This is a genomic window from Pseudomonas putida group bacterium ESBL64 (assembly GCF_045277175.1).
GTDB lineage: Bacteria > Pseudomonadota > Gammaproteobacteria > Pseudomonadales > Pseudomonadaceae > Aquipseudomonas > Aquipseudomonas alloputida.
In genome coordinates, this window is the sequence record NZ_CP145799.1 from 4,657,048 (window position 1) to 4,681,031 (window position 23,984).

14 protein-coding genes are annotated in these 23,984 nt (G+C 57.2%); 11 read left to right on the forward strand and 3 right to left on the reverse strand.

The annotated features are described in order from the left end of the window. The first annotated feature begins 835 nt into the window (after window positions 1-835). The 4 genes from V6093_RS21180 to V6093_RS21195 all read left to right on the forward strand — a co-directional run bounded on the left by V6093_RS21180 (window position 836) and on the right by V6093_RS21195 (window position 7,154). Window positions 836-2,227 (forward strand): amino acid permease, encoded by a 1,392-nt coding sequence (locus tag V6093_RS21180; protein ID WP_003249863.1) that lies wholly within the window; start codon window positions 836-838, stop codon window positions 2,225-2,227. 361 nt (window positions 2,228-2,588) lie between these two features. Beyond that, window positions 2,589-3,041 (forward strand): hypothetical protein, encoded by a 453-nt coding sequence (locus V6093_RS21185; protein WP_108078793.1) that lies wholly within the window; start codon window positions 2,589-2,591, stop codon window positions 3,039-3,041. Between the two features lie 478 nt (window positions 3,042-3,519). Next, the gene (locus V6093_RS21190) at window positions 3,520-4,272 is read left to right on the forward strand and encodes a hypothetical protein (RefSeq protein ID WP_047603375.1); all 753 of its coding nucleotides are present in this window, start codon (window positions 3,520-3,522) and stop codon (window positions 4,270-4,272) included. Between the two features lie 488 nt (window positions 4,273-4,760). Continuing rightward, entirely contained in the window at window positions 4,761-7,154 is a 2,394-nt protein-coding gene (locus tag V6093_RS21195; RefSeq protein ID WP_192907647.1) for a TonB-dependent siderophore receptor, read from the forward strand. A 128-nt stretch (window positions 7,155-7,282) separates the two neighbouring features. Here V6093_RS21195 and V6093_RS21200 read toward each other — a convergent pair whose 3' ends face one another. Further along, window positions 7,283-7,930, reverse strand: a complete 648-nt coding sequence (locus V6093_RS21200) for a TetR/AcrR family transcriptional regulator (protein ID WP_004576152.1) — start codon at window positions 7,928-7,930, stop codon at window positions 7,283-7,285. Window positions 7,931-8,053: 123 nt separating this feature from the next. On the opposite strand from V6093_RS21200, the gene V6093_RS21205 reads away from it, so the two are divergent. From V6093_RS21205 to V6093_RS21235, 7 genes are all read left to right on the forward strand, one after another. Beyond that, window positions 8,054-10,090 carry an NADH:flavin oxidoreductase gene (locus V6093_RS21205; RefSeq protein ID WP_047603377.1) on the forward strand — a complete coding sequence of 679 codons (2,037 nt, stop codon included), beginning with the start codon at window positions 8,054-8,056 and terminating at the stop codon, window positions 10,088-10,090. Between the two features lie 101 nt (window positions 10,091-10,191). Then, window positions 10,192-11,499, forward strand: coding sequence for a Xaa-Pro peptidase family protein (locus V6093_RS21210; RefSeq protein ID WP_014592431.1), 1,308 nt, complete (start codon window positions 10,192-10,194; stop codon window positions 11,497-11,499). Between the two features lie 13 nt (window positions 11,500-11,512). After that, window positions 11,513-12,322, forward strand: a complete 810-nt coding sequence (locus V6093_RS21215; protein ID WP_004576155.1) for an amino acid ABC transporter ATP-binding protein — start codon at window positions 11,513-11,515, stop codon at window positions 12,320-12,322. Then, window positions 12,322-12,963, forward strand: a complete 642-nt coding sequence (locus tag V6093_RS21220; RefSeq protein WP_004576156.1) for an amino acid ABC transporter permease — start codon at window positions 12,322-12,324, stop codon at window positions 12,961-12,963. The genes V6093_RS21215 and V6093_RS21220 overlap by 1 nt, the downstream gene beginning before the upstream one ends. After that, complete coding sequence (locus V6093_RS21225; protein ID WP_004576157.1) at window positions 12,960-13,619, forward strand: amino acid ABC transporter permease; 660 nt, start codon at window positions 12,960-12,962, stop codon at window positions 13,617-13,619. Before V6093_RS21220 ends, V6093_RS21225 begins: the two co-directional genes overlap by 4 nt. 57 nt (window positions 13,620-13,676) lie before the next feature. Continuing rightward, window positions 13,677-14,510: an ABC transporter substrate-binding protein gene (locus tag V6093_RS21230; RefSeq protein ID WP_004576158.1), complete on the forward strand. Its 834-nt coding sequence runs from the start codon at window positions 13,677-13,679 to the stop codon at window positions 14,508-14,510. Window positions 14,511-14,740: 230 nt separating this feature from the next. Further along, a complete protein-coding gene (locus tag V6093_RS21235) occupies window positions 14,741-15,748 on the forward strand; it encodes an Ldh family oxidoreductase (protein ID WP_406669604.1) in 1,008 nt (335 codons plus the stop codon). A 271-nt stretch (window positions 15,749-16,019) separates the two neighbouring features. Here the strand turns inward: V6093_RS21235 and V6093_RS21240 are convergent, their stop codons facing one another. Together V6093_RS21240 and V6093_RS21245 are read right to left on the reverse strand one after the other, a co-directional pair. Beyond that, window positions 16,020-21,863, reverse strand: a complete 5,844-nt coding sequence (locus tag V6093_RS21240; RefSeq protein ID WP_406669605.1) for a DEAD/DEAH box helicase — start codon at window positions 21,861-21,863, stop codon at window positions 16,020-16,022. 9 nt (window positions 21,864-21,872) lie between these two features. Continuing rightward, window positions 21,873-23,984: a hypothetical protein gene (locus tag V6093_RS21245; protein WP_406669606.1), complete on the reverse strand. Its 2,112-nt coding sequence runs from the start codon at window positions 23,982-23,984 to the stop codon at window positions 21,873-21,875.

Below are 23,984 nucleotides of genomic sequence, written 5' to 3' on the forward strand. Positions count from 1 at the left end.
CCCGCTCCTACATCAACCGGTGGTGTCGCCCCGCACCGTCGTAGGGCGGGTTCACCCGCGAATAGGCCGACCCTGCCGCCCAATACCCCAGTCATTCACCGCCGCACCCGCCACCGCATTCATCAATCGGCGATGTCGCCACGCACCATCGTAGGAGCGGGTTCACCCGCGAATAGGCCCGACCTGCCGACCAATAACCCCAGTCATTCACCGCCGCACCCGCCACCGCATTCCTCAATCGGTACCATCGCCGCGTACCGTTGTAGGAGCGGGTTCACCCGCGAATAGGCCGGACCTGCCGCCCAATACCCCCAGTCATTCACCATCGCACCCGCCACCGCATCCACCAATCGGTACCGTCACCCCGTACCGTTGTAGGAGCGGGTTCACCCGCGAATAGGCCGGACCTGCCGCCCAATCCCCCCAGTCATTCACCGCCGCACCCGCCACCGCATCCACCAATCGGTAACGTCGCCACGCACCATCGTAGGAGCGGGTTCACCCGCGAAAGGGCCGGCACAGGCAACACACATTCAAATGAAAAACAAAAGCTCCATTTGGGCCTGTGGCGCGATCGGATATGCCATTCGCGACATCTGGCGTTGATGGAAATGCCCTGTCGTGATCGAACAGTTCCGTGGCGTTCTCGTGTAATTCCCCACAGCCATGCGGGGATTAAATGAACCCCGAACCGCACTGACACCTTGCTCTGTGACGCGTGCCAAATATCAACAACAGCGCGCGAACAACGTGTCGACTTATTGATTTCAAAGGAGATATTTTTCGCCTACGCCTGCCCGTCCTTCCTTGTGTCAGCAAAAAGAGAACAACATCAATGAACACCGTGGGATCTGATGGCAACCTTGCACAAGGTTTCAAGCCACGTCACGTAACGATGCTGTCCATCGCCGGCATCATCGGCGCCGGACTTTTCGTCGGCTCTGGCCATGCCATCGCGGCAGCTGGCCCAGCAACCATAATTTCCTATTTCGTGGCCGGGACCTTGGTGGTACTGGTCATGCGCATGCTCGGCGAAATGGCCGTGGCACACCCCGACACCGGATCGTTTTCCACCTATGCCGACCAGGCCATTGGCCGCTGGGCCGGCTATACCATCGGCTGGTTGTACTGGTGGTTCTGGGTGTTGGTGATTCCTATCGAAGCATTGGCCGCCGGGCATGTGCTGAACGCCTGGTTCCCGCAGGTGGACAGCTGGATCTTCGCCCTGGCTTCGGTGTTGCTGCTGGCCGGTACCAACCTGTTCAGCGTGGCCAAGTACGGCGAGTTCGAGTTCTGGTTTGCCATCCTCAAGGTCACCGCCATCCTGGGCTTCATCGGCCTGGGCTTCGCCGCGCTGATGGGCTGGCTGCCCAACCGCGAGGTCAGTGGGCTGAGCGGGCTGATGGCCGAATACGGCGGCTTTGCACCGAAGGGCTGGTCGGCGGTGGTCGGCGCGTTCATCACTGTGATGTTCAGCTTCATCGGTACAGAGGCAGTGACCATTGCCGCGTCCGAGTCCAGCGACCCGTCGCGCAACATCGCCAAGGCCACCCGCTCGGTGATCTGGCGTATCAGCACCTTCTACATCCTGTCGATCTTCGTGATCATTTCGGTGGTGCCGTGGAACGACCCGCAGCTGGCGGTGGTGGGTTCGTACCAGCGTGCGCTGGAAATCATGAACATCCCCAACGCCGCGTTCATGGTCGACCTGGTGGTGCTGGTAGCCGTTACCAGCTGCATGAACTCGTCCATCTACATCGCTTCGCGGATGATGTTTTCGCTGGCCAAGCGCGGTGACGCCCCGGCCTTCCTCAACAAGACCTCCAAGGTCGGTGTACCGCGTGCTGCGGTGTTCGGCAGCACCCTGATCGGTGCGGCCATCGCAGTCCTCAACTACTTCGCGCCGAAGGGCGTTTTCGAGTTCCTGCTGGCCAGCTCCGGCGCCATCGCCCTGTTGGTGTACATGGTTATCGCCATCTCGCAGCTGCGCATGCGCCGCCGACTGGAGCGCGAGAACACCGAACTGAAGTTCCGCATGTGGCTGTTCCCGTACCTGACCTGGGCGGTGATCATTTTCATTGCCGGGGCGCTGGCGGTGATGATGTACACGCCTGAGCATCGGGCGGAAGTGAGCTCGACATTGGGCCTGGCGATCGTGATTTCCTTCCTGGGGATCGTGACGTCGAGGGGCCATGCGCAACCGGTGGCAGCGCGATCGATGGGGTGATTCAGTTCACCTGGCTGTAAGGCAAAGGGCACCCGAGGATGGGTGCCCTTTGTTTTTTTGGGCCAGACGAAGGTTCAGCAGCAAGACATGGGGCGGTTCTCCTGGTGTGCTCCAGCAGACTTTTCAAGTAAGGAAACTGGCATGACCACGTGTAAACTCATCCTGCCCGTGCTGGCCGCCGTGGAGAGTTGTGATGCCGTACTTACCCACGGTTCGGCTGTCGACAGAGGCGCGCGCCCGGCCAATATTGCGCCTGGTGACTTTATGCAGTATGTGGTTCGCTTCACCGTTTCGTCACTCTCGTGCAGGGATGCTTTGCACGGATACAAGAGCGCTTCGCGCTAAGAGAAAGGAGCTTTTTATGCACGACGAAGGCAGTTCAACTATAGCGAATGGCGCAGCCGTCGAGTTGCCGCCTGGTGTGTTTCCACCGATGGTGGGCTACACCATCGGAGATCTTCTGGCGGTAGCCAATGCCCCTTTCGAGGCATTGCTGAATAATCACGATACCGACCCTGGGCTGATTCGTGAAACGGTTACTGCGCTGGCCCAGCACTTGTACGCGGCATTCGAAAGAGAGGACGCCCAGTACCAGATTGCCACGTGGTATCAAAAGCCGTACGACCAGCCTGGGAAGCGCCAGCGCAGTATTGAGACCATCGCAGAGCAATTCGGCGTCATCACGCTGAAGGCAACGGCTGAATCATTGAAGGGATCACCGTTGCTCGGCCTGGGCAAGGCGTTCTATATGAGCCTTGTCGATGCCGCCGGGCAGGCCATAAAGACGCATATTCTGAAGTTGAATCAGGGCTGATGATCTGCCGATGTTCACCCTCGTAGTGTCCGTCACTACCACGCCCGTCCCTGACCTCACCGTTGCGCTCGCTGCCCTGGTCGAAACCGATACGCTGCGACCACACCTGCCAGCGCACCATGGGTGATGAGGCGATGACGGGCGGTGTTATGCACCTGCATGCGTAGCTTGGGGGCGGCGGCGATGACCTGGCGTAAACGGGCAGGGATACCCAGGGCGTCCTTGACCGTTTTCAGAAACTTGCAGCCAGTGTCCTGAAGCTCATGGCGTGACGCCTTTCAGCGCATACAGGTTTGCGTGGCGTTACTGCGTGGCACTCGGCTGGGCAATTTTGCCTTGCCTCAGGCCGAGGCCCAGCAAGCAGTTGGGAGCGAGGTAAAGATCATGCGTTGAACCCGGTCGACAGTATCGGGTTTGGCATTGACCAGAATCTAGCGGCGCATTTTTTAGGGACGCGTCGAACCAGGGAGATGGCGAAATGGACAATAACTGGGGTACGGGTAGAGCGGGCGGCGGCCTGGATGGTGGATATACCGGGTCGCTCGATCATGCAATCTCCAACCTGCATGTCGGGCGCAGTCAGGGGCGCCAGCAAGGTCGTAAAGAGGGCTTCGACGAGGGGCGCTCTCAAGGCTATGCGCAAGGCTGGGACGCAGGGGTGGCATGTGCTAACCAGAAACTGGAGCCGCTCAGGGGGTACGTGAGGCAGTACTTCGAGGAGGCGGTGCAGCTTCGGGCTGTTGTGCAGCGCCAGAAAACCATCATCGACCTGATGTACCAGCAATTGTCCCAGGTCGCCGGCGCGGCCAAGCGCGCTGAGGCTAAACCGACGGCTAGCGAGTCCGAAGCATTTGCAGCCTTGCAGAGCAGTAATGAGTTGCTGCAGGCAAGGCTCGAGGTGATGGACATGCATTATGCAGCTGCGCTCGAGCAGTCCAGGCTGAGGCAGCTGCAATACAAGCGCAGCCTGGTCTTCATGCGGGCGGTGCAAGGGCTACTGGAAGAACTGGTTCGCGGCGATAACCCCGAAGCGCGGGACATCCGGCAACGCTTTGTGAAGCGTTACCAGGACCAGGTTGCAAGGGATTTGCGTGCAGGCGAAATCCAGGTCGCCCCTGAACTGGATGAGGTGTTCGGCAAGCAGCTGCCGGAAACGCAGCGGTTCATCATGGACATGCTGCAGTCGGCTGCTCCCGAACAGGATGGTGACGAATCTGCCCCGGCGCCATGAATGACATGCGCGACACAAGGCCGCTACAGGGATTGCGCCAGATGTAATTGATCAGCCCTCAGGGGCCAGGGTGCTGGCTGTTCCGCTGGCGGGGCTGTCGGAGGCAGTTGGGGGACTCGTGGCGCCAGCAGCCAGGGCCTCGACAGGCATACAGACCCAGGCCGCGCACACCTGGGCGGGGTATTGCTGCCTCTCGTAGCGCTGGGCGTTGCGGGACGACTTGGCGAAATGGCCAAGAACGCCATGCGCCCTGAGGTCAAGCGGGTCGATCGGGGTAAGCTCGCTTCGCAGCCCGTGTGCCGTCCATTCCCTGCAACGATTGGGTCAACGCAAGGCCATCCACCACGCGGTTTCGTATCGGGGTAGGCGGGTGGTTCGCGCAAGATGCCCAGTGTAAAAATAAATGAGGTGTTTTCTCATTCTCGTTCGGCATGTAGAGAAGGCCGGATTACAGGCCAGCCCGCCGACCCCCGACACGGAGCGAGAGAATGAGTTTTACCCCGGTTCCACAGCGCCACCCCTTGAGTCGTGCCCTGCATGCTGCACTGTTGGGCCTGGCAGTCAGCACCTACGCACTGCCGTCGCTTGCACAGCCTTTGAGCGCTGATCACAACAACCCGCTCAAGCAGTGGAGCATTCCTTCGGGCCCGCTGGCGCCGGCACTGGACCGCTTTGCGCGCGAGGCGGGCATCAGCCTTTCGTTCGATGCGCAGAACGTGGCCAACCGCAATACCAACGGGGTGCAGGGCGCGCTGGATACGCGGTCGGCACTGTCGTCGCTGCTGCGCGGAACCGAGTTGCAGTTTGAGCCGCAGGGCCCCAATGCGTACCTGGTAATACCGCAGCTTAAGCCTGCCGGCCCGCTGGAACTGGGCGCGACCGAGGACTACCGCCTGGCGCCAGTCATCATCAATGCCAAGGTCAAGGCCAGCGCCGACGATGACGCCAACTCGGTGGTTGCCAAGGAGCTGTGGGTTGGCGGCAAGGTGGCGACCAGCATCCTCAACACGCCCGCGTCCGTGTCGGTGGTGACCAACAAGGAAATGCAGCAGCGCAGCGTCAGCACCACCGAAGAGGCGCTGCAGTACACCCCTGGCGTGGTCAGCGACTACTACGGTTCGGACGACCGCAACGACTACTTCCTGATCCGCGGCTTCCAGGCCACCACCTACCGAGACGGCCTGACCCTCAGCTCGATGCGCGGTGTGCGCGAAGACCCTTACGCCTACGAGCGTATCGAAATTCTGCGGGGTGCCAACTCCACCCTGTTCGGCCCGGCAGACCCGGGTGGCTCGGTCAACTTCGTGACCAAGCAACCACGCTTCGAGAAGTTTGGCCAAGGCTACGTGACCTACGGCTCCTACGACCATGCCGAAACCGGGATCGATGTAGGCGATGCGCTGAACGACGAACAAACCCTGGCCGGCCGCTTCACGGCCAAGATGCAGAACAGCGACCGCGAGTACGACCATTCGCAGGACGATAACCGCTTCGTCATGGGCGGCCTGACCTGGGCGCCGACCGACTTCACCTCGGCCACGGTGGTGCTGGATTACCTGAAGACCAACAGCTCGCCGAACAGCGGTGGCTACCCGCTGGACAAGGAGTACGACCGCAGCGACTTCTACGGCGAGCCCGGCTACAACTTCCACGATGTCGAGCGCACCAGCCTGAGCGGCAACATTACCCACGACTTCGACAACGGCTTCACCCTGCGCAGCAACCTGCGCTACAGCGAGCTGACCGATGACTTCGGCTATGTCTACCTGAGCGACAACGCCTCGCGTGTTGGCACCACCATTCCACGCTACGTCTTCGGCACCGACAGCGATGCCGACCAGCTCAATGGCAACTTGATGCTGCAGTACGATGCCCAGTTCGAGCACATCGACAGCAGCACGCTGGTGGGCGTCGAGTACCTCGACTCGACGACTAAACAGAGCTCGGTCTACGGCCTGGCGCCCTCCATCGACATCGCCAACCCGGTATTCACCGGCGTGCCTGGCGGCATCACGCCCTATACCCGCAAAAAGAATGACGCCACCACCAAGGCGGTTTTCCTGCAGCAGAACCTGTCGTTCTTTGACCGCGTCATCGCGACCGCAGGCGTGCGTAACGACTCGATGGACCTGTCGAGCAAGGAATACATCGGTGGCGAGCAGACGGAAAAGGACAACTTCTCCGAAACCTCCTACCGCGCGGCACTGACCTATATCGTCAACGATGAAGTGTCGACCTACGTGAGCATGGTGGAGTCCGTCTCGCCCCCGCAAGTGGGCGTTACCCCGCAGACCGGCAAGCAATACGAAGTGGGCATCAAGTATTCGCCCATGGGCATGGACGCACTCTTCTCCGCCGCTGTTTATGACCTGACCCAGGAGAACGTCACCATTGCCGTGGTGTTGCCAAGCGGCATCATCGAGCAGCAGACGGTGGGCGAGTCACGCGTGCGTGGCCTTGACCTGGAAGCCAAGGCACAAGTCACGCAAGACATCAGCGTGATTGGTGCTTACTCCTACATGGAGTCCGAGGTGCTGCGCGGGTCGCTGTATGACGGCTCTTCCTTGAAGGGCAATGAGTTCACCACGGCGCCCAAACACACCGCATCGCTGTGGAGCTACTACGACATACCGGGCACTGACGTGAGCGTCGGCCTGGGCGCGCGGTATGTGGGGGCGTACTACATGGATGCTGCCAATACCAAGAAGAGCGATGGGACCACGTTGTTTGATGCGGCGCTGAACTACAAGATCGCCAAAGGGACCGACCTGGCGCTGAATGTGAGCAACCTGTTTGACGAGCAGCATGTGGTGGGGTCGGGGACGGCGAATTACTACAACCCGGGGCGGGAGGTGACGGCGAAGGTGAGTTATAGCTGGTAAGGCGGCCAGGGGATGGCACGGGTTGCGCCCCTGTTCGCGGGTAAACCCGTGCCCACAGGTGCGCAAGATCCTGAAGCTTGCAATGAACCCCCGTATCTTCAAAGAGACTCACTTTTGAGCCGGTGTTTTTAGACCTTCAAATCGGCGCCGCTAAAACCGTTGCGCTGATAAAAGCGCTCCAGCTCACGGGCTTCCGGTTCCCTGCCGGTGAATATCTTCAGGTACTCGGGGATGTAGCGCATGCGCTGGGCCAGGGGCTCCCGGGTTTTCATGCTGATGTAGCCGATTTGCGTCAGGTAGATGGAGCGGGCGCGGGTAATCGCAGCATCGTGTTCAAAGCCGAAACGGTCGAACATCTGCCGCAATGCCTCGACGCGTTGCGCGTCTGCCTGGCCGATTTCCTGCGCCACCTCCGGCGACTGCAGCGCCCAACTGCGCATGGCGAACTCGAATTGCGAGTCGAACAATTCGCTGTTCAGCCAGCAGTCGAAGACGTTGAGAATTGCCTCGGTGATGGACTCGGCATAGGCCTGGGATTTGGTCACCAGGTTGAAGGTGTTCTTGTTTTTCCATTGCTCGATCAAGGCCACGAGCAAGGCATCGCGGTCTTCGAAAAACCAGTAGAAGCTGGTGCGCGACAAATTCAGCTTTTTGGCCAGCGGCATCACTCGCACGGCATCAACACCTGACTCGGTCAGGCTTTCATAGGCCGCATTAAGCCAGCCTTCCAGTGAGCCTCGGCCTGCTGCTTCCGCCTTTGAGGTGGTTTCTTTCATGGGCATTTCTTCCCTTTTCAATGTGCGCTTCGTGGCAACTGTACACCATCGTCAAGAGTATTGACACCTGTGTACACAGGGGCATATTGTCGGCGTGCCTGATGACCTGTTTGCGAGACCGATATGAAAAACGATCCGCTACTTCAGCCTTATCGCCTCAAGCATTTGACCCTGCGCAACCGCATCATCACCACGTCCCACGAACCGGCCTACCCGGAAGACGGGATGCCGAAAAAGCTCTACCGTGCCTACCACGTTGAACGTGCCAAAGCCGGCGTAGCCATGACCATGACCGCAGGCTCCGCCGCGATCTCCCGTGACAGCCCACCCGTGTTCAACAACATTCTGGCCTACAAGGACGAAGTGGTCGGCTGGATGAAAGAGCTGACCGACGAGTGCCACGAACATGGTGCAGCGGTGATGATCCAGCTCACTCACCTGGGCCGGCGTACCCGCTGGGACAAAGGCGACTGGCTACCGGTGGTGTCGCCCTCCCACAATCAAGAACCCGCACACCGCGCCTTCCCCAAGCAGCTTGAACAGTGGGACATCGACCGCATCATTCGCGACTATGCCGATGCCGCCGAACGCATGAAGGCCGCCGGCCTGGATGGCATCGAGCTGCAAGCCTACGGCCACTTGATGGACCAGTTCTGGTCGCCATTGACCAACGAACTGGAAGGGCCGTACGGCGGCTCGCTGCAAAACCGTCTGCGCTTCACCTTCGATGTGCTCACGGCCATTCGCAAGCGCGTGGGCCCGGAGTTTATTGTCGGCATTCGCTACACCGGGGACGAAGTGCTCGCCGGTGGCCTGCAAAAAGAGGAGGGCTTGCAGATCTCTCAACTGTTGAAAGACAGTGGCATGATCGACTTCCTCAATGTGATTCGCGGCAACATCGCCACCGACGCCGGGCTGACCGACATCATCCCGATCCAGGGCATGCGCAATGCCCCGCACCTGGACTTTGCCGGTGAAATCAAGACGCTGACCGGCTTCCCGACCTTCCATGCAGCAAAAATTCCCGACGTGGCCACGGCGCGTCATGCCATTGCATCGGGGTTGGTGGACATGGTCGGCATGACCCGCGCGCACATGACCGACCCGCACATCGTGCGCAAGATCATTGAAGGCCGTGAAGACGATATCCGCCCTTGCGTAGGCGCCAACTATTGCCTGGACCGCATTTACAACGCAGGCGCGGCCTACTGCATCCACAATGCCGCGACCGGGCGTGAAACCACCATGCCTCATGAAATACCCAAGGCTGTGCAAAAGCGCAAAGTGGTGATTATCGGCGCCGGCCCTGGTGGCCTGGAGGCGGCACGTGTGGCAGGCGAGCGCGGCCACGAGGTGGTGGTGTACGAGCTGGCGGACAAACCCGGCGGGCAGATTCGCCTGACCGCACAGTCCGAGCGGCGCAAGGAAATGATCAGCATCATCGACTGGCGCATGGCGCAATGCGAGCGCCTTGGCGTGAGGTTCCACTTCAACACCTGGGCAGACACCGCGATTGTGCTCGATGAAAATGCCGACGTGGTGATCGTGGCGACTGGGGGCATGCCGCACACCGAAGTGCTGGAGCACGGCAATCAGTTTCTGGTTTCAAGCTGGGACATCATTTCTGGCGACGTGAAGCCTGGGCGCAATGTGCTGGTGTACGACGATGCGGGCGACCACGCCGGCCTGCAAGCCGCCGAATTCATAGCCCGCAGTGGCGCCAAGACGGAAATCATGACCCCCGACCGCTCGTTCGCGCCAGAAGTCATGGGCATGAACCTGGTGCCCTACATGCGCGCGTTACAGCACCTGGACACCACCTTTACCGTCACCTACCGGCTCAAGGCCGTGGAGAAACAAGGCGACCAATTGCTGGCCACGATCGGCACCGATTACAGCGACCTGACCAAAACGCGCCTGGTGGATCAGGTGGTGGTCAACCACGGCACCCGGCCGCTGGACGAGCTGTATTTCGACCTCAAACCCCTGGCCAGCAACGAAGGTGCTTTGGAGTACATGGACCTGATTGTCGGCAAGCCGCAAACCGTTGTCAGCAACCCCGAAGGGCGCTTCCAGCTGTTCCGCATTGGTGATGCAGTGGCGTCGCGCAATACCCATGCGGCCATCTACGATGCCCTGCGGCTGGTCAAGGACCTCTAGCCGCCCTGCGTCGCCCACAACAATAAAGACAGCCGTCACCAGATTTAGAAACCTTTTAGTTACTGCCCCGAAGTTTGGTCTGACTCAGCGGAGGTTGTTACATGCAAACGGGTTCTGATTCCATTGAGCTGCTCACGGCGTTAACCGAACGCGACCTGCGCTTTCGCAGCGATGCCAAGGTCACTGAACATGCCATCGCGCCGGTCGACACGGCGTTACTCGATGCGTATGCCGCCATCGATCGCAAAGCCTTGCGCCATTACCGCCTGGAGCGCATTCGCGAGCAACTGCGCGCCCAGGATTACGCCGGCATTCTGTTGGCCGATCCGATCAATATTCGCTATGCCACCGACACCAATAACCTTGGTTTGTGGGTGATGCACTCGCCCAGCCGCTATGTGTTCGTGGCCACCGACGGCCCGGTGGTGCTGTTCGAGTTCACCAGCAGCCGGCACAACAGCGAGCACGTTGAAACCATCGATGAAATTCGCCCGGCGATTCCCTGGCTGTATTTCCTCGCCGGCCCCCGCGTGCAGGAAAAAGCCGAGCGCTGGGCACAGGAGGTGGCGGACCTGATGGCCCGTCACGGTGGCGGCAATCGCCGCTTGGCGGTCGACCGCTGCGACCCTTGGGGCGCGCAGCGCCTGACACACCAAGGCATTGAGCTGTTCGATGCGCAGCCATTGATGGAGCAGGCACGCTTGATCAAATCGGCTGAAGAAGTGGCCAGCCACCGGGTGTCCATGGGCGTTTGCGACCTGGCCATTGCCCGGATGCGCACAAGCCTGGTGCCGGGGGTTACTGAAAACCAGCTGTGGAGCATCATGCACGGCACCAACGTCGCGCACGGCGGAGAGTGGGCCGAAAGCCGCCTGCTCAGCTCCGGGCCGCGCACCAATCCGTGGTTTCAGGACGCCACCGACAAGGTCATCAAGGCCGGTGAGATGGTCTGTTTCGACACCGACATGGTCGGGCCCGGCGGTTACCTTTCAGACATCTCGCGCAGCTTCATCTGCCCCGGCAAGGCACCGACCATGGCCCAACGCGACTTGCTGGACATCGCCTCGCAGCAGATCAACCACAACGTCGAATTGCTGCGCCCGGGCCTGTCCTTTCGCGAGTTCGCCGAGCGCTGCTGGCCGGTGCCCCAGCGCTTTGAGCACAACCGCTACATGATGATGCTGCACGGCGTCGGGCTGGTGGACGAGTACCCCAGCGTCGCCTACGCGGTGGATTTCGCCGAGTGGGGGTACGACGGCCTGTTCGAGGAAAACATGGTGGTGTCGGTGGAAAGTTACATCGGTGAGCAAGGGGGTGGGGAAGGGGTGAAGCTCGAAGAGCAGGTGCTGATCAGCGCCAACGGGCCGATCAAACTCTCGCGCACACCCTTGGTCGACGGCGATCGATAGCTGGAGCAAAACCATGAGCAGCATGACTGTGATCGAAACCGCACCCACCTTGGCGCCGCGCCCGGTGGCCAGCGCCGAACCGTTCTTGCGCCTGGAAGGCATTCATAAACAGTTTGGCCCTTACCCCGTCTTGCACGACGTGTGTTTTGAAATGAACAAGGGCGAGGTTGTGGCCATTATCGGCCCCAGTGGGTCGGGCAAAAGTACCTTGCTGCGCTGCATCAACCAACTGGAGCCGCCGACCAAGGGGCGGGTCAGCATGGATGGCGTGCACATCGAAGCTGGCAAGGCGTTGCCCCGTACAGAGCTGCTGAAGTTGCGCCGGCGCATTGGTATGGTGTTCCAGTCGTTCAACCTGTTCCCGCACCTGACGGTGCTGCGCAACGTCAGCCTGGCGCAAATCCGCACCTTGGGCCGCAGCGCCAAAGAAGCCGACGCACGCTCCTTGCAACTGCTTGAACGCGTTGGGCTGGCTGACAAGGCCCAGCATTATCCGGCCCGCTGCTCTGGTGGTCAGCAGCAACGGATCGCCATCGCCCGCGCCCTGGCACTGGACCCTGAGCTGATGCTGTTCGATGAGCCGACCTCGGCGCTGGACCCCGAGTTGGGCCTGGAGGTGCTGGCGGTGATGAAAGAGCTGGCCGGCGAAGGCATGTCGATGATTGTCGTGACTCACGAGATGCACTTCGCCGAAACCGTGTCCGACCGGGTGGTGGTTATGGCCGACGGGCGCATCATCGAGCACGGGCCGAGCCAGCGAGTGATGCGCGAGCCCGAGCATGAACGGGTGATCCAGTTCCTCCAGGCAGTGAGGAATCGCTGATGAAAGACATCCTGATGATGCTGTTGAACGGCATACCCTGGACCATTGCCGTTACCGTGCTCGCATTCTGCGTCGGCGTAGTGCTGGGGTTTCCCATCTGTGCCCTGCGCATGTCCAGGTTCAAGGTGCTGAGCATTCTGGCTGCCATGCTGGTGCTGACCCTGCGCTCAATCCCCCCGATTGTCTGGCTGTTTTTCATCTTCTTCGGCATCGGTGGCGGCTATATCAGCCTGTCGCCGTTTACCGCAGCGGTGGTTGGCCTGGGGTTGATCACGGCGGCGCATATGTCCGAGGTGTACCGCGGTGCGTTCGCGGCCATTCCCGCCGGCCAGTTCGAAGCCGCCTATGTGCTTAACCTGTCGGCGCCGCAACGGTTTTTCGATGTGGTATTGCCGCAGTTGGTGCGTATCGCCATTCCCACCTCAGCCACCTACGCCATTGGCCTGCTCAAGGATTCGGCCGTGGCCTCGACGATTGGCGTTGGTGAAATCAGCTTTCAGGCTTACCAGGTTTCACAGCAAACCTTTCAGGGCCTGAGCGTCTACAGCGCGGCGGCGGTGGTGTACCTGGTGCTCAGCGTGCCAGTGGCCTTGTTCTCTCGTTGGCTGTCGGCCACGTTGAAACAGAGGATTGCCCGATGAGCGAACTGCTGACGATGTGGATGCAATGGTTGCCGGAGTTGTGGAAGGGCTTTGTGTTGTCCATGCAGGTCACGGCCGTGAGCCTGGGCCTGGGCGTTGTGCTGGGGCTGTTGCTGGCACTGGGCGTTTCGTCGCCGAGCCGCTGGTTGCGTTACCCCTCCCTGGTGGTGGTGGAACTGGGGCGTGGCGCACCGGCGTTGATCCTGCTGCAGTATTTCTACTTTGGCCTGCCCAGCGTCAACCTCACCCTGACCTCGTTCTGGGCTGCTGCGCTGGCCATGGCTTACTGCACGGCGGCCTACACCAGTGAAATCATTCGCGGTGGCATCGAGTCGGTGGCCGCAGGGCAAACCGAGGCCGCCGAAGTGATCGGCCTCAACCGGTTCGACGCGCTGCGCTTTGTGATCCTGCCTCAGGCCTTGCGGGTGGCGCTGCCATCGCTGTTGGGGTTCTCGATCATGATGTTCCAGGCCTCGTCGCTGTGTTTCACCATCGCCCTGCCAGAAATTGTCAGCCGGGCGTCCTCCATTGGCTCTTCCACGTTCGAGTACATGCCGGTGCTGATACTGGCCGGTTTGATGTATGCCGCTGTCTGCGCCCCGGCGACCCTGGGTGTGGCAGCGCTGGAAAAAAGACTGGCCCCCAGCCAGCCATAACAACAAATCCACTCGCGCCGATTTCGGCTGCTGCTCTCTTATTGCAAAGGTGACGTCATGACTCGCTCATTCAAGCGTTTTACCCGTTGGATGTTCTTGTGCTCGACCTTGGCCGGCGCCCCGTACGCCTTGGCCGAATGCACCCCCGCGAACCAGTTTGAAACCATCACCCCGGGTGTGCTGACCGTGGCGGCGTATGTGTTCCCGCCTTACTCGATACCGGGGCCGAACAACCAGTTGAGCGGCGTGGACGGCGAGATCATCAAGCGCATCGCCGAGCGCGAATGCCTCAAAGTCAAAACCATGGTGGTGGACACGGCAGCCGTCGTCCAGGCAGTGGTGGCAAAGCGCGCCGATGTCGGCATCGGCGATTGGTATCGCACGGCAGAGCGCAGCAAGGCGTTGGGCTTGTCGGCACCCTTGTACCTGGACGTGATGGGCATCATTTCGGATGAGGGTTACACGAAGATTTCTGAACTGGATGGCAAGCGTATCGGCACCGTGCAAGGCTACCTGTGGGTGGACGATTTGAAGAAAGCCTTTGGCGATAACCTGGTGCTCTACCCGAACCCCGTGGCCATGGCCCAGGACCTGGCGTCCAGGCGCATCCAGGTTGGCGCGGACAGCTTCGCGGTGGCCGTGTCTTCGCAGCAGAAGGGCGGCTACCCCGGCAAGAGCATCAAGGTGTCCGAGCCTGATCAACGGGTCAAGGCCACGCTTGAGCCCGGGCAGAGCGCCTTCCCGTACACCAAGGCCAACGCCGCCCTGGGCGAGGCGCTGGGCAAGAACATCCAGGCCTTGCATGCCTCAGGCGAAATCGCAGAAATCCTCGCCTCGTTTGGCCTGGACCGCGAGGCTGCAAAAGTGGGTGAGCCGAGGATGATTCAGTAAAGATGACTAACTGAACGACCCAAATCCTGTGGGAGATTACCCAGCCCTCCGGGCAGCGCTGTCGCGCAGAGAACAAGGCCCGTGAGCGCGCCGCATACCCTGTGGGAGCGGGCGTGCCCGCGAAGAATCCAACGCGGTGGTTGGCACCGGCTGTGCCGGTGTTCGCAGGCAAGCCCGCCCCTGCAGGTTTTCAGCCTGCGGCACACCTACTATCCGGGAACACTGAAACCATGGACGACGAAAACCCCGAAAAGCGCCTGTCCCTGACCGATGCCACCACCTTCGCCCGACAGCTCTGCCTGGCCCACGGCGCCAGCCACGCCGTGGCCTCGGCGCTTGCCGCCGCCACGGTATCAGCCCAGGCCCATGGCCAACACGAACTCGGTTTCGGCCATTTGCCTGACTACCTCAGCGGTTTTGCCAGCGGCCGAATTGCCAAGGCGGCCGAGCCCATCGTGACCCAGGTCGCGCCGGCCATGATTCGCTGCGACGCGGCCCGAGGCATCGCGCAACTGGGGTTCGATCGCGCCTTCCCAGCGCTGTGCAGCAATGCGCATCAACTGGGTATCGCCCTGTTTGCGCAGTTCAACGCCTTCACCTGCGGCGAGTTGGGCTATTACACCCGTCGCCTGGCGCGCGAGGGCCTGGTTGCGTTGGCGTTCACCAATGGCTCACCGCTGCTCACCGTGGCCGGCCAAAGCCGACCGCTGTACTCCACCAATCCCATCGCATTTGCCGCCGCCAGTGACACTGGGCGGTTACTGGCGATTGACCAAGCCAGCAGCGCCACTGCTTACGTAAACCTGCTGCGGGCCGCTGAAGCGGGGGAGGCGATACCGGCAGGCTGGGCGGTTGATGCACAAGGCAATGAAACGCGCAGCGCGCGGGAGGCACTGCATGGGACGTTGCTGGCGTTTGGGGGCGGTCGTGGGGCTAATATTGCGTTGATGGTTGAGGTGCTTGCGGCGGGGGTGACGGGGGCCAATTGGTCGTTGGATGCAGCGGATTTCCGTGCTGGTAGCGAATCCCCTGGGGCTGGGATGCTGGTGATTGGTATTGCGCCCAGGTTGCTGGATGAGTGCTTTGCTTTAAGGTTGGGCGAGCAGATGGCTCGGCTTGAAGGCTTGGGCGTTTACTTGCCGGGGAAGGGTAAAGAGCAAGCTTATGCTCGTGCGGTTCGTGAGGGGATCAGCTTGCCGGTAGCAGCGTACGATGCGTTTGGGGTGCGGGAGGGATAGTTACACACTTTGCTAATGGCGGCCGTGCAAGAAAACGCTAAGCGCAGCGGTTACGTTGGAAGAGTCTTTGATGCCTAGCAGGTCGGCGTGTTCGGACTGCAGGTGCCGGGGGAAGTTGAAAGCGGCGGATAACCATCTGAATTATATATAAATTGGCTAACTAATTTTTCTTGTGGAATGCTATATGGAATACGTGAGTGATTTCTGCGGAGCAATTATGAGTGGTGTAGCAAGGTGCCCCCCGGGGCTTTGCCCGGGGGGAGATGCAACGCTATGAAAGCTTTTGTCTGAGATCAGTCAAAGCACGCAATGGGCGCCGTTCCAATTCGAACGTATCCAAGGTTCGTAGCGAAGGTAGCCAGTCTGGCCCCAGCAGATCGCGCATTACACTGGAGTCAGAGTGTCTCCATAACGGGTGAATGACAACGGCGCGCCACAATTCGACGCCATCTCTCCGCTCAAATAGATAAGGGAGTCCGGAATAGGAGAAATGTCCTCTACTAATTGTACTCGGACGCATAGCTTCGACATCCTCTGCCAGCTGATACGCCCTGTCTCGCCATCCCTGCATCTCCGGATATTTTTCATCGCTGGAGTTCAGACCACAGGCATAATTTGAGGTGGTCATTGCGCGAAGGTAGGCTAGCCCGAGTCGCCAGTCCAATAAACCGTGATATCTCCGATTGCCATAGCGTTGAATACAGCGGTAGCAAGATGTCTGACATTGAGCTGCATGAGGACCTTCCACACTGTTCCTGAGAAAGTCTTGGAGAGGCCATTTATCAGTTTCTTCTAGAATTTCATGCAAGAGGTCGACTATTAGTGGTTTAGGGCCCCCAGCAGCCGGCTCACCTAAGCGTCGGCAGAGACCTGAACCGTTGATCAGCGCGTCTGCTATTTGCAGCATTGGTTGGCCAGCGCGGAGTCGAGGCTCCAGTGCCTCAAATTCATCGGGGGCGACGTCGAGTGCGAGCGCGGCCTTCTGCACCAAAATTTGCGTCGCGCTGATGGCGGCTGCACGCGTTGGCAAATGCATGAACTCCCCTTTTCGAGCCACCATGTCTAAATTAAGGCGTTGATCAAAGTTCGTTAGCTCCAGGTGAACTGAGTCAGTCTCCTTTGTGGATATTAGACCAAATTGTTGTTGACCAAGCGGTTGGCTTCCGTGTAGAGCAATATGTGATCGCCGCCAGGCTGCTTCGACAGCTTGAATGCCCTCAATCACCGCTTTCTGGGATGAAAGTGGAAGTGGTACTTTTTGATCCTGCACTAGGTCCACAGTGAAGCGCTGACCGTCGTTATCGCCATCGATTGGTCCATCATTCAGTTGCAAAATGGTCACGCCTGCTCCACGACGAACAGTTAGTGCGTCACACGTGACTCGATCGCCCTCGTGCAGCACGGTTGCCATCGTACGTAGGGACATTCGCTCAAACTCATCGAGCTCATCTTTCGGTATGAAATCTGTCCGGAACGCTGCAGGGGTAACGTAGAACAAAAAGGCCTCCGGTGGAATCGGGACGTGGCAATCATCACAGTCCAAAGGAACTTCAGTTGCCTCTTTACTCTGCTGTGCCGATCCACAATTAGGGCAAATTGCCACATATTTTTTTGACTCGCACCAGTCAGTGACTGTCCGCAGTCCTGTAATTTTGTGCCCCTGCTTCTGTGGATCAGTTAAGTTTCCAGTGAATCCAACAATTCGGTGCTTCTTTTTGTCTTTGACCAAAACTGCGCCCGGCGCATACTCAAATACTGCTAGGTCGAGATCACGATCCATCGTGGACCATTCATACTCTGTCTGATTTTCGTTTACTTTGGTCTCACGAAGGCCCAGATAGAGATTACGAACGCGTGTAGGCATCCCGTACATGGGCAGTAGGCCTCGTTCAGCTAGGAATCGAGCGAGACCAAACTCATCGCGAGGGGCATGCTCGCGTTGATCTTCTATCTCTTTCAATAGCTTATTAATGTCCGCCTGATCTCGCAGACGCTGGCGCTGATCTGGATCAAAGGCTGCTGTCTCAATGAATTGGTCGCGCACCTGTTCAGTCTGTTTTAGAGCTGTGCGAAGGCGGGAAGGCCAATTATTTTTTTGATCAAAGTAATAGTCTTCCGTCGTGACATACTCCCCGTGCACATCTGGGGGCATGAGTAGGTCTCCGGGGAATAAAATTCCTTCATTCGAACACTGGTCACGTAGCTGCTTGAATGCGGCGCGCAGCCAAGTTTTACGTAGAAGGCGCAAGGGTATTGCGTCATGACTTATCGCCAAGAACGGTGGGGGAGGGGCGTCACCAGTGATGGATTGCGGATGTGCGAAGTAGTACGCATCGTGACTGCGACCGCGGCAGAAAGTAACTACAAAAGAAAATGCTTGTCCCCGACGACCCGCACGGCCCACACGCTGCTGATAATTGAATCGCTGTGGAGGCATGTTTGCCTGGTATACAGTTTGTAGGGCGCCAATGTCGATACCGACTTCCATTGTTGTTGTAACGGCCAGCATATCAATTTCGGACGCGAGTTTCTCCAGATCACTTGTTTTATTTACAAAAATACCTTTGAATTTGCGCAGGCGATCAGAGAAATCGTCAGTCTGGCCTGTCAATTCCTCCACGCGCAAGCGGAAGCGTCCGACACCATCTCGCTCGCTTCGTACAATGCGTCGTCCGAGGAAGTTACTCTCCCAGAGTTCTTCGACTTTTCCGCTTGGATCACCCAAGACTGCTGCACAGCGGGTGCAAATTCCAAGGCCTTTATGTAGGTGTACACGCTCGCAGTTGTGACAGCGCCAGAAATTATCCGCTGGTTCGGCTACCTTCAGGGAAAGCTTACCAATGTTAAATAGACCGCCTGGGTGTCCTAGCTCCTCAAACCTTAACAAAACTTTTGTAAGTTCTTCGGTAGACCGAGCTTCACCATGAAGTGCGCGTGCGATTTTCTTGATGCGCTCGTTTGTAATGTCGGACCCTTTTTGCCAAAGTCTGACCTTGTTCTTGTCGAAATATTTGTTGTCCTTTACCCGATAGGCGCTAGCAAAAACGCGTAGCCAAGAGTCTAACGCTTGATCGGTGTCGGCTTTCGAAATGCAAGTATATGCGAGTCCAGTCTCCTCCATGGCAAAAAAAGTGTTGGAGAAAATGACGTCGTCAATAAGTTCGTATTGGTCTTCAATGATGTCTTTGTTTAGCTCGTTTATTTGAGCATATGAGAGGGTGTGGTCATAGGTGATTATGTTTTCGTTTTTTGTGAATTCTTGATGCCAGTGGCGGTCTTTATTGATGCTAGGGTCGGGATTTTTGTAAGGAGAAATTCCGAGGCGTACAAGTTCAGAAGTAATTCTGCCAATGGATTCGTCTTTGCCGAGCTGCAGCAGTTTGTCAAGCTGAACTCTTCCATTTTCTGTATCGTCATGGGCCACTTTTACTAGGAGCGCCGATAACCTTTTGACTTCCTCATGCTCTCCAGCTGACTGGGCTTTAGTTAATTCGGTAATTATCTCGGCGGGTGTCATGGCCGCTCGGGAAGAATTACTTACATAAGCGCGTGCTGCTGTAACGAGCACTTCTCGGCGTAGGTCACGCAGATGGAGTCGCTCGATTTCCATGGCAAGGGAGGCGGCATCCTGCCTACTGTCCGAGAAAACAATACCCTTGGGTTCGGCACCGATAGCATGCAACAACTCAAATAGCTCTGTTGCAACCAGTTGTGAGGATTTGGTTACGCCAGTGCGGAAAGCACGAATCGGAGAGCGCGATCGGTTCGTACTCGGTCTGTTGGAGTAGTCAGTACCGCACTTTGGGCAGCAGAAAGGCTGGGCAGAGGGCTTTTGAGGCGGCTTACCTTTCTCTGTTTTAATTGCACTCTGATCTTGATAGTAAAGATATCCGGCGATGTTGGATTTAGGTGTCTCATGGCCAATCTCCACGACACCGGTATCAGGGTTTAGGTGTGCCGCTTGCCATTTATCATATCCTTTTTCTGATCCGGTCCAGTCGCCGCGCTGTGGCCAGAAAACTGCGAATTCATCCAACGTCATATCATCGTAGTATTCGGCACCGGGGCGCTCCGGCAGATTTTCCAGATTTGAAGCGGATGGCAGTAACTCAGTTGCGCTCATTGAACCACTACTTTGACCCCGCTGCCCACCTATCAAAAGGTCACCACAAGCCTCGCAATAAAGAAGTTCAAAAAGTCGGCGCCCACGTTTCTCCCCGAGTGCGGGAGATGCGTGGGAGGTGCCGCGCTCCACAGAAAAGTCGTCGAATATCACCCCGTGATCACTTCGAGTAGCGCTGGCGAATAGGCCTTCAATATTACGGATGAAGGTATGTATTCTAAAGGCGGGTGTAGTTGCACCGATTTTTAAAGGTGAATTGATGAACTCTGGCAATGCTCGCAACAACATTAGTCCGCGAAGTGCTAACTCTATGTTGCCTGATCCACGCGCAAAGATCTGCGCTGAAATCGACTTTGGTGTTGCCGCTCGGACATTTGCGCCATCAGCACATGCATGTGTTAGTAGGCTGGCGGCAGCTTCGGCGAGTTGGATTACGAGCTTGTCGTGTTGTTTCTCTTTTATGGCTAGTGCCTTAGCCGCTTCGAGAATAGCGGTGTCTAGCGCTGGTGATATAGCCAGCTTCCCGACAAAACCGTCTTTCCCCTCAAGCGCAACTTGCATCAATTGGATAAATGGCTCGGGCGAAATTAGGTTTTGCTGTTTCTGGGGGATATATGCGGTGCCTTGAACGACACAGTTTTTCCAGAATTCCGGGCAGATGGAGCCTTGGTCATCTGGTCCAGAACTAGTTCCAAAGGGGGAAAAGAGGTCGCGTAAATATGTCCGGGATTGTATGCCACCGTCTCCTTCCATTGGCAGGGAGGCAGATGAGGCTAATAATCGCAATTTATAGCGATGCTCTGGCTGGTCCAGCCCGAGGCGATTTATAAGGGATTTTATAAGAAAAGCAACTTCGGTGCCCGCCGAACCGCGAATCAGATGAAGCTCGTCAAATATAAGATAGAAATATCCATCATCGTTTTCCATGAGCCACTTTCGAGTGGTCTCGAAAATTGTATCTTCGACTTCACGCGACAACATTGCTCCCAGCATGGAGGCGTTGGTAACTAAGATGTCTGGCGGGTTTGCATGCATGTCCCAGCGCGACACCATTTCGCCTCCGTCTATAGAAGGGAATATGTAGCGAGTTCTATCGGGAGAGGCCCCATCTACGAGCTTGGAGTTTGAATCAAACTCACGTGCTGCATCTTGATCGCTTTGAATGTCACGCATTGCTTTACGTAACTCGGCAATGCGTCTAGCGCGGCGTTTCGCTTCCTGCTTTTCACCTGCAAGGCGTGGGTGCTGTTCGTATCCAGTTACCGGCGTCGCACTTGTATACTGTCCGAAAAATAAGCGGTTCCCTGCGAACCGCTTATCCATTACTGAGTGCGCGTCATCGGAGTCCAGAGTTTTTCGCAGACGCACCATTTGGTCCTCTACCAATGCGTTCATAGGGTAGAGCACTAAGGCTCTTACCGCGCTGGGCCTTAATTCGCCCGCACGCCGGGGGGACCACTTGGATCTTGGGACTGTCCACCAATGCTCTTTCAGGTAGTTTAAGCTTGGTGATGGCCAGGTAACGGCCTCGTTCGCAAGTGCTGCTAGTACTGGCAGCATGAAACTTTCAGTTTTGCCAGAACCGGTGCCGGATGTGACGATACCTGGTTGGCCTGAACGTATGCCCCGCTCTAGCATTGAAACTTGGTGGCGATATGGGGCATACGCAGATTTTCGAGCCAGGGGGCCGTCGCTGGGTTTACCATCAAACAGGCCAGACAGGGATAATTCCACGAACGCTTCCTGACCTTTCAAAGACAGGGGGGCAAGCGGCCCGTCATCGTCACCGACCATATCCTCTAGTAATTTTTCAGAGGACTCGTAGCGAAGTACTGGCTCAATATAGGGTTCCGTGGCCAGCACGCCACTAGTGTTCAGTAGCCTGCGCCGAGCATCTGCTGCGGAGGGATTAGAAATGCGAAAGCTAGTTTCGACGTAAGAGATGAAAAAATCTTGGATGCGGCGGAAACCACCGATAGGGTCCAGCATCATTTGCCTTCCTTAGTGAGATGAACCTGTGGATTCTTTTCTTACGGCAGTATCAAGAAACAGAGTTACCAGGCGAGCCATGGCTTCCGTAGCACTCTTGCCCGTGTGGAATGCAGCGACTTCCGTCGCTGCGCGCACTGTCCGTAGCGTATTGACGAGGCCGAGGCGATTAGCCAGTTGTTGGGCGACATGCAGTCCACTCTCGATGTTTTCGGTAGGATAATCACCTGGGTCAAGTTCGCGGAGGTGCCGAGAAGACAACCACAGGGGGGCAACTGCTGCCGTATCTTTGGCGATGGCATCTTTGACCGGTAGCCAGATTTGGCGTGCCCTCAGCGCTTCCGCTTCCTCACAGTCAGCATCCTCAACCGTCGCGCAAAGGAAAAAGCGTCGGGGCAAATCGCCTCGGCGAGCACGATCATTCAGCGCAGGCAGCCAGTACCGAGCCCCAGAACGCTCTACTCTCTCAATCACTGCGAGGATAGAGCAGGGGCTAGGGCCGCTGGCCAGCTCCAGCCCTTGTGAAAGTGAAGTGGGCAATCCTGTCCCTGCTCGTACCCAAAGATCTTCGAATGTGAGAACCGTAGGGTCGGCTTCTAAACGTGCGGATCTTCCTGACGCTATGAGTGATTCTGCGATCAATAAAAAGTCTGAAACGTCGGGGCCGATGAGCAATGGGGTTTCACCTGCTAGGGTTAGCGCTAAAAATTGCTCCATCAATTTCTTGCCTTCACCTGTCAGCAGGGGACAATCTTTAATGATCTGTCCTGCTTCCGAGCAAACCCATACAAGGGCGTTTTCTGGACGAGCAAATGGCACGACGCCTGCTGATGTGATTCCACGCCTTTGGGACGCAGTGGTAGCCTTTAGTTCCTCGAGCTCAGTTATTCTCTGTGCCTTTTGCTCCTCTAGATCCTTGATAAATACCTTGATGTTTACAGCGCTTTCCTCAAGTTCCTCCAGTTCGATAGTTAGTGAATTTCGATGCTGTAAAAGCTTTGATAAAGTTTGCTCGTGAGCCGCTTTTTTCTCCTCCGAGCATTTCAGTTGTGCAGCAAGTGTCCGCTCGATTTCGGATTTTTGTTTTGACTCATGTTCTGCTAGGGCTGCTTCGCTCTGTTGTTTTTTTTGTTCAATTGTTTGCGCTAGCTCAGCTCGCATTAATTCTGCATAATTTTTTAGCTCGGACTCAATTTCTGCTTTGCGGATGTTTTTTTCATTTTTTGTTTCTTCAATTAGCTGAGACTCTAACTGCCTTCGGATGGAGTTACGCTCCTCCTCAAAGATAAACTTCATCTCTTGCTCGACAAGGCCGGCTACTTTGGAGTCGGTCGCTAGGGCTTCTGTGAGTTTACGAAGGGTTGTTTGGTCAGCATGTAGCCGCTTAGCGAGTTCTCCGGACCGTAATGCATGTTGGATTGCCAATAAATCATTAGGGTTAATTGTGAGGCTGCTAGTTTTTTCATCAGCGTGTTGTTGCAGCCAAGACGTGATCTGCGTCATTTCTGCCGAGTTACTTCCGGAAATCCAGCGGGCAACTCGCTCTATGTAACCCTTGTCGGGTGTCCAGTCATAGATGTGCGAGGGTTTGCTGTCAGCCTTTAATTCATAAAATACTTCATTAGCTACGCCGGTCGGCATAAATACAATGCCATCTAGCTCAAACTCGTAAGCAGGTATCGCACCAACTTTGGAAATGACCAGCGTGTTTTCGTTTGATTCTATCAGCTCTACCTGAATGATGTTCTCTTCGTTTGTGCGAATCATCCAGGTGCCCTGCGTGCAGTGTTCAGGTAGTCCTTCTAAGGTTAGCTTTTTACGTATTTCCTCCACTGATTCGGTATCGTGTAGATCGTAATAATTATATAGTCGATTAGAGCGGGTTGCTCTCCAGTGACCTTTGCGATCACCTGGCACTACCTGAAATGCGATCCATTCGCCAAGTCGAAGCGGTAGGCTGTCTAAGCCTCTCATTTCAACTTCTCCCATTTTAGGGAATAGTCTGCGCGGATTTTCTACTGGCGACCACTCATCGTCTGTTTTACTCGCCAGTACTTCGATATGGGCGACTTTGTCATTTCGTCTAACGCATCGACCAGCGTACCATGGAGTGATTGCAGCCAT

What these genes read in the sequence shown, in the direction of transcription:
- V6093_RS21225 (WP_004576157.1), top strand. Translation starts at nt 12,960, where the DNA reads ATGAGCGAACTGCTGACGATGTGGATGCAATGGTTGCCGGAGTTGTGG.
- V6093_RS21235 (WP_406669604.1), top strand. Translation starts at nt 14,741, where the DNA reads ATGGACGACGAAAACCCCGAAAAGCGCCTGTCCCTGACCGATGCCACC.
- V6093_RS21195 (WP_192907647.1), top strand. Translation starts at nt 4,761, where the DNA reads ATGAGTTTTACCCCGGTTCCACAGCGCCACCCCTTGAGTCGTGCCCTG.
- V6093_RS21220 (WP_004576156.1), top strand. Translation starts at nt 12,322, where the DNA reads ATGAAAGACATCCTGATGATGCTGTTGAACGGCATACCCTGGACCATT.
- V6093_RS21245 (WP_406669606.1), bottom strand. Translation starts at nt 23,984, where the DNA reads ATGGCTGCAATCACTCCATGGTACGCTGGTCGATGCGTTAGACGAAAT.
- V6093_RS21230 (WP_004576158.1), top strand. Translation starts at nt 13,677, where the DNA reads ATGACTCGCTCATTCAAGCGTTTTACCCGTTGGATGTTCTTGTGCTCG.
- V6093_RS21190 (WP_047603375.1), top strand. Translation starts at nt 3,520, where the DNA reads ATGGACAATAACTGGGGTACGGGTAGAGCGGGCGGCGGCCTGGATGGT.
- V6093_RS21200 (WP_004576152.1), bottom strand. Translation starts at nt 7,930, where the DNA reads ATGAAAGAAACCACCTCAAAGGCGGAAGCAGCAGGCCGAGGCTCACTG.
- V6093_RS21210 (WP_014592431.1), top strand. Translation starts at nt 10,192, where the DNA reads ATGCAAACGGGTTCTGATTCCATTGAGCTGCTCACGGCGTTAACCGAA.
- V6093_RS21205 (WP_047603377.1), top strand. Translation starts at nt 8,054, where the DNA reads ATGAAAAACGATCCGCTACTTCAGCCTTATCGCCTCAAGCATTTGACC.
- V6093_RS21180 (WP_003249863.1), top strand. Translation starts at nt 836, where the DNA reads ATGAACACCGTGGGATCTGATGGCAACCTTGCACAAGGTTTCAAGCCA.
- V6093_RS21215 (WP_004576155.1), top strand. Translation starts at nt 11,513, where the DNA reads ATGAGCAGCATGACTGTGATCGAAACCGCACCCACCTTGGCGCCGCGC.
- V6093_RS21185 (WP_108078793.1), top strand. Translation starts at nt 2,589, where the DNA reads ATGCACGACGAAGGCAGTTCAACTATAGCGAATGGCGCAGCCGTCGAG.
- V6093_RS21240 (WP_406669605.1), bottom strand. Translation starts at nt 21,863, where the DNA reads ATGATGCTGGACCCTATCGGTGGTTTCCGCCGCATCCAAGATTTTTTC.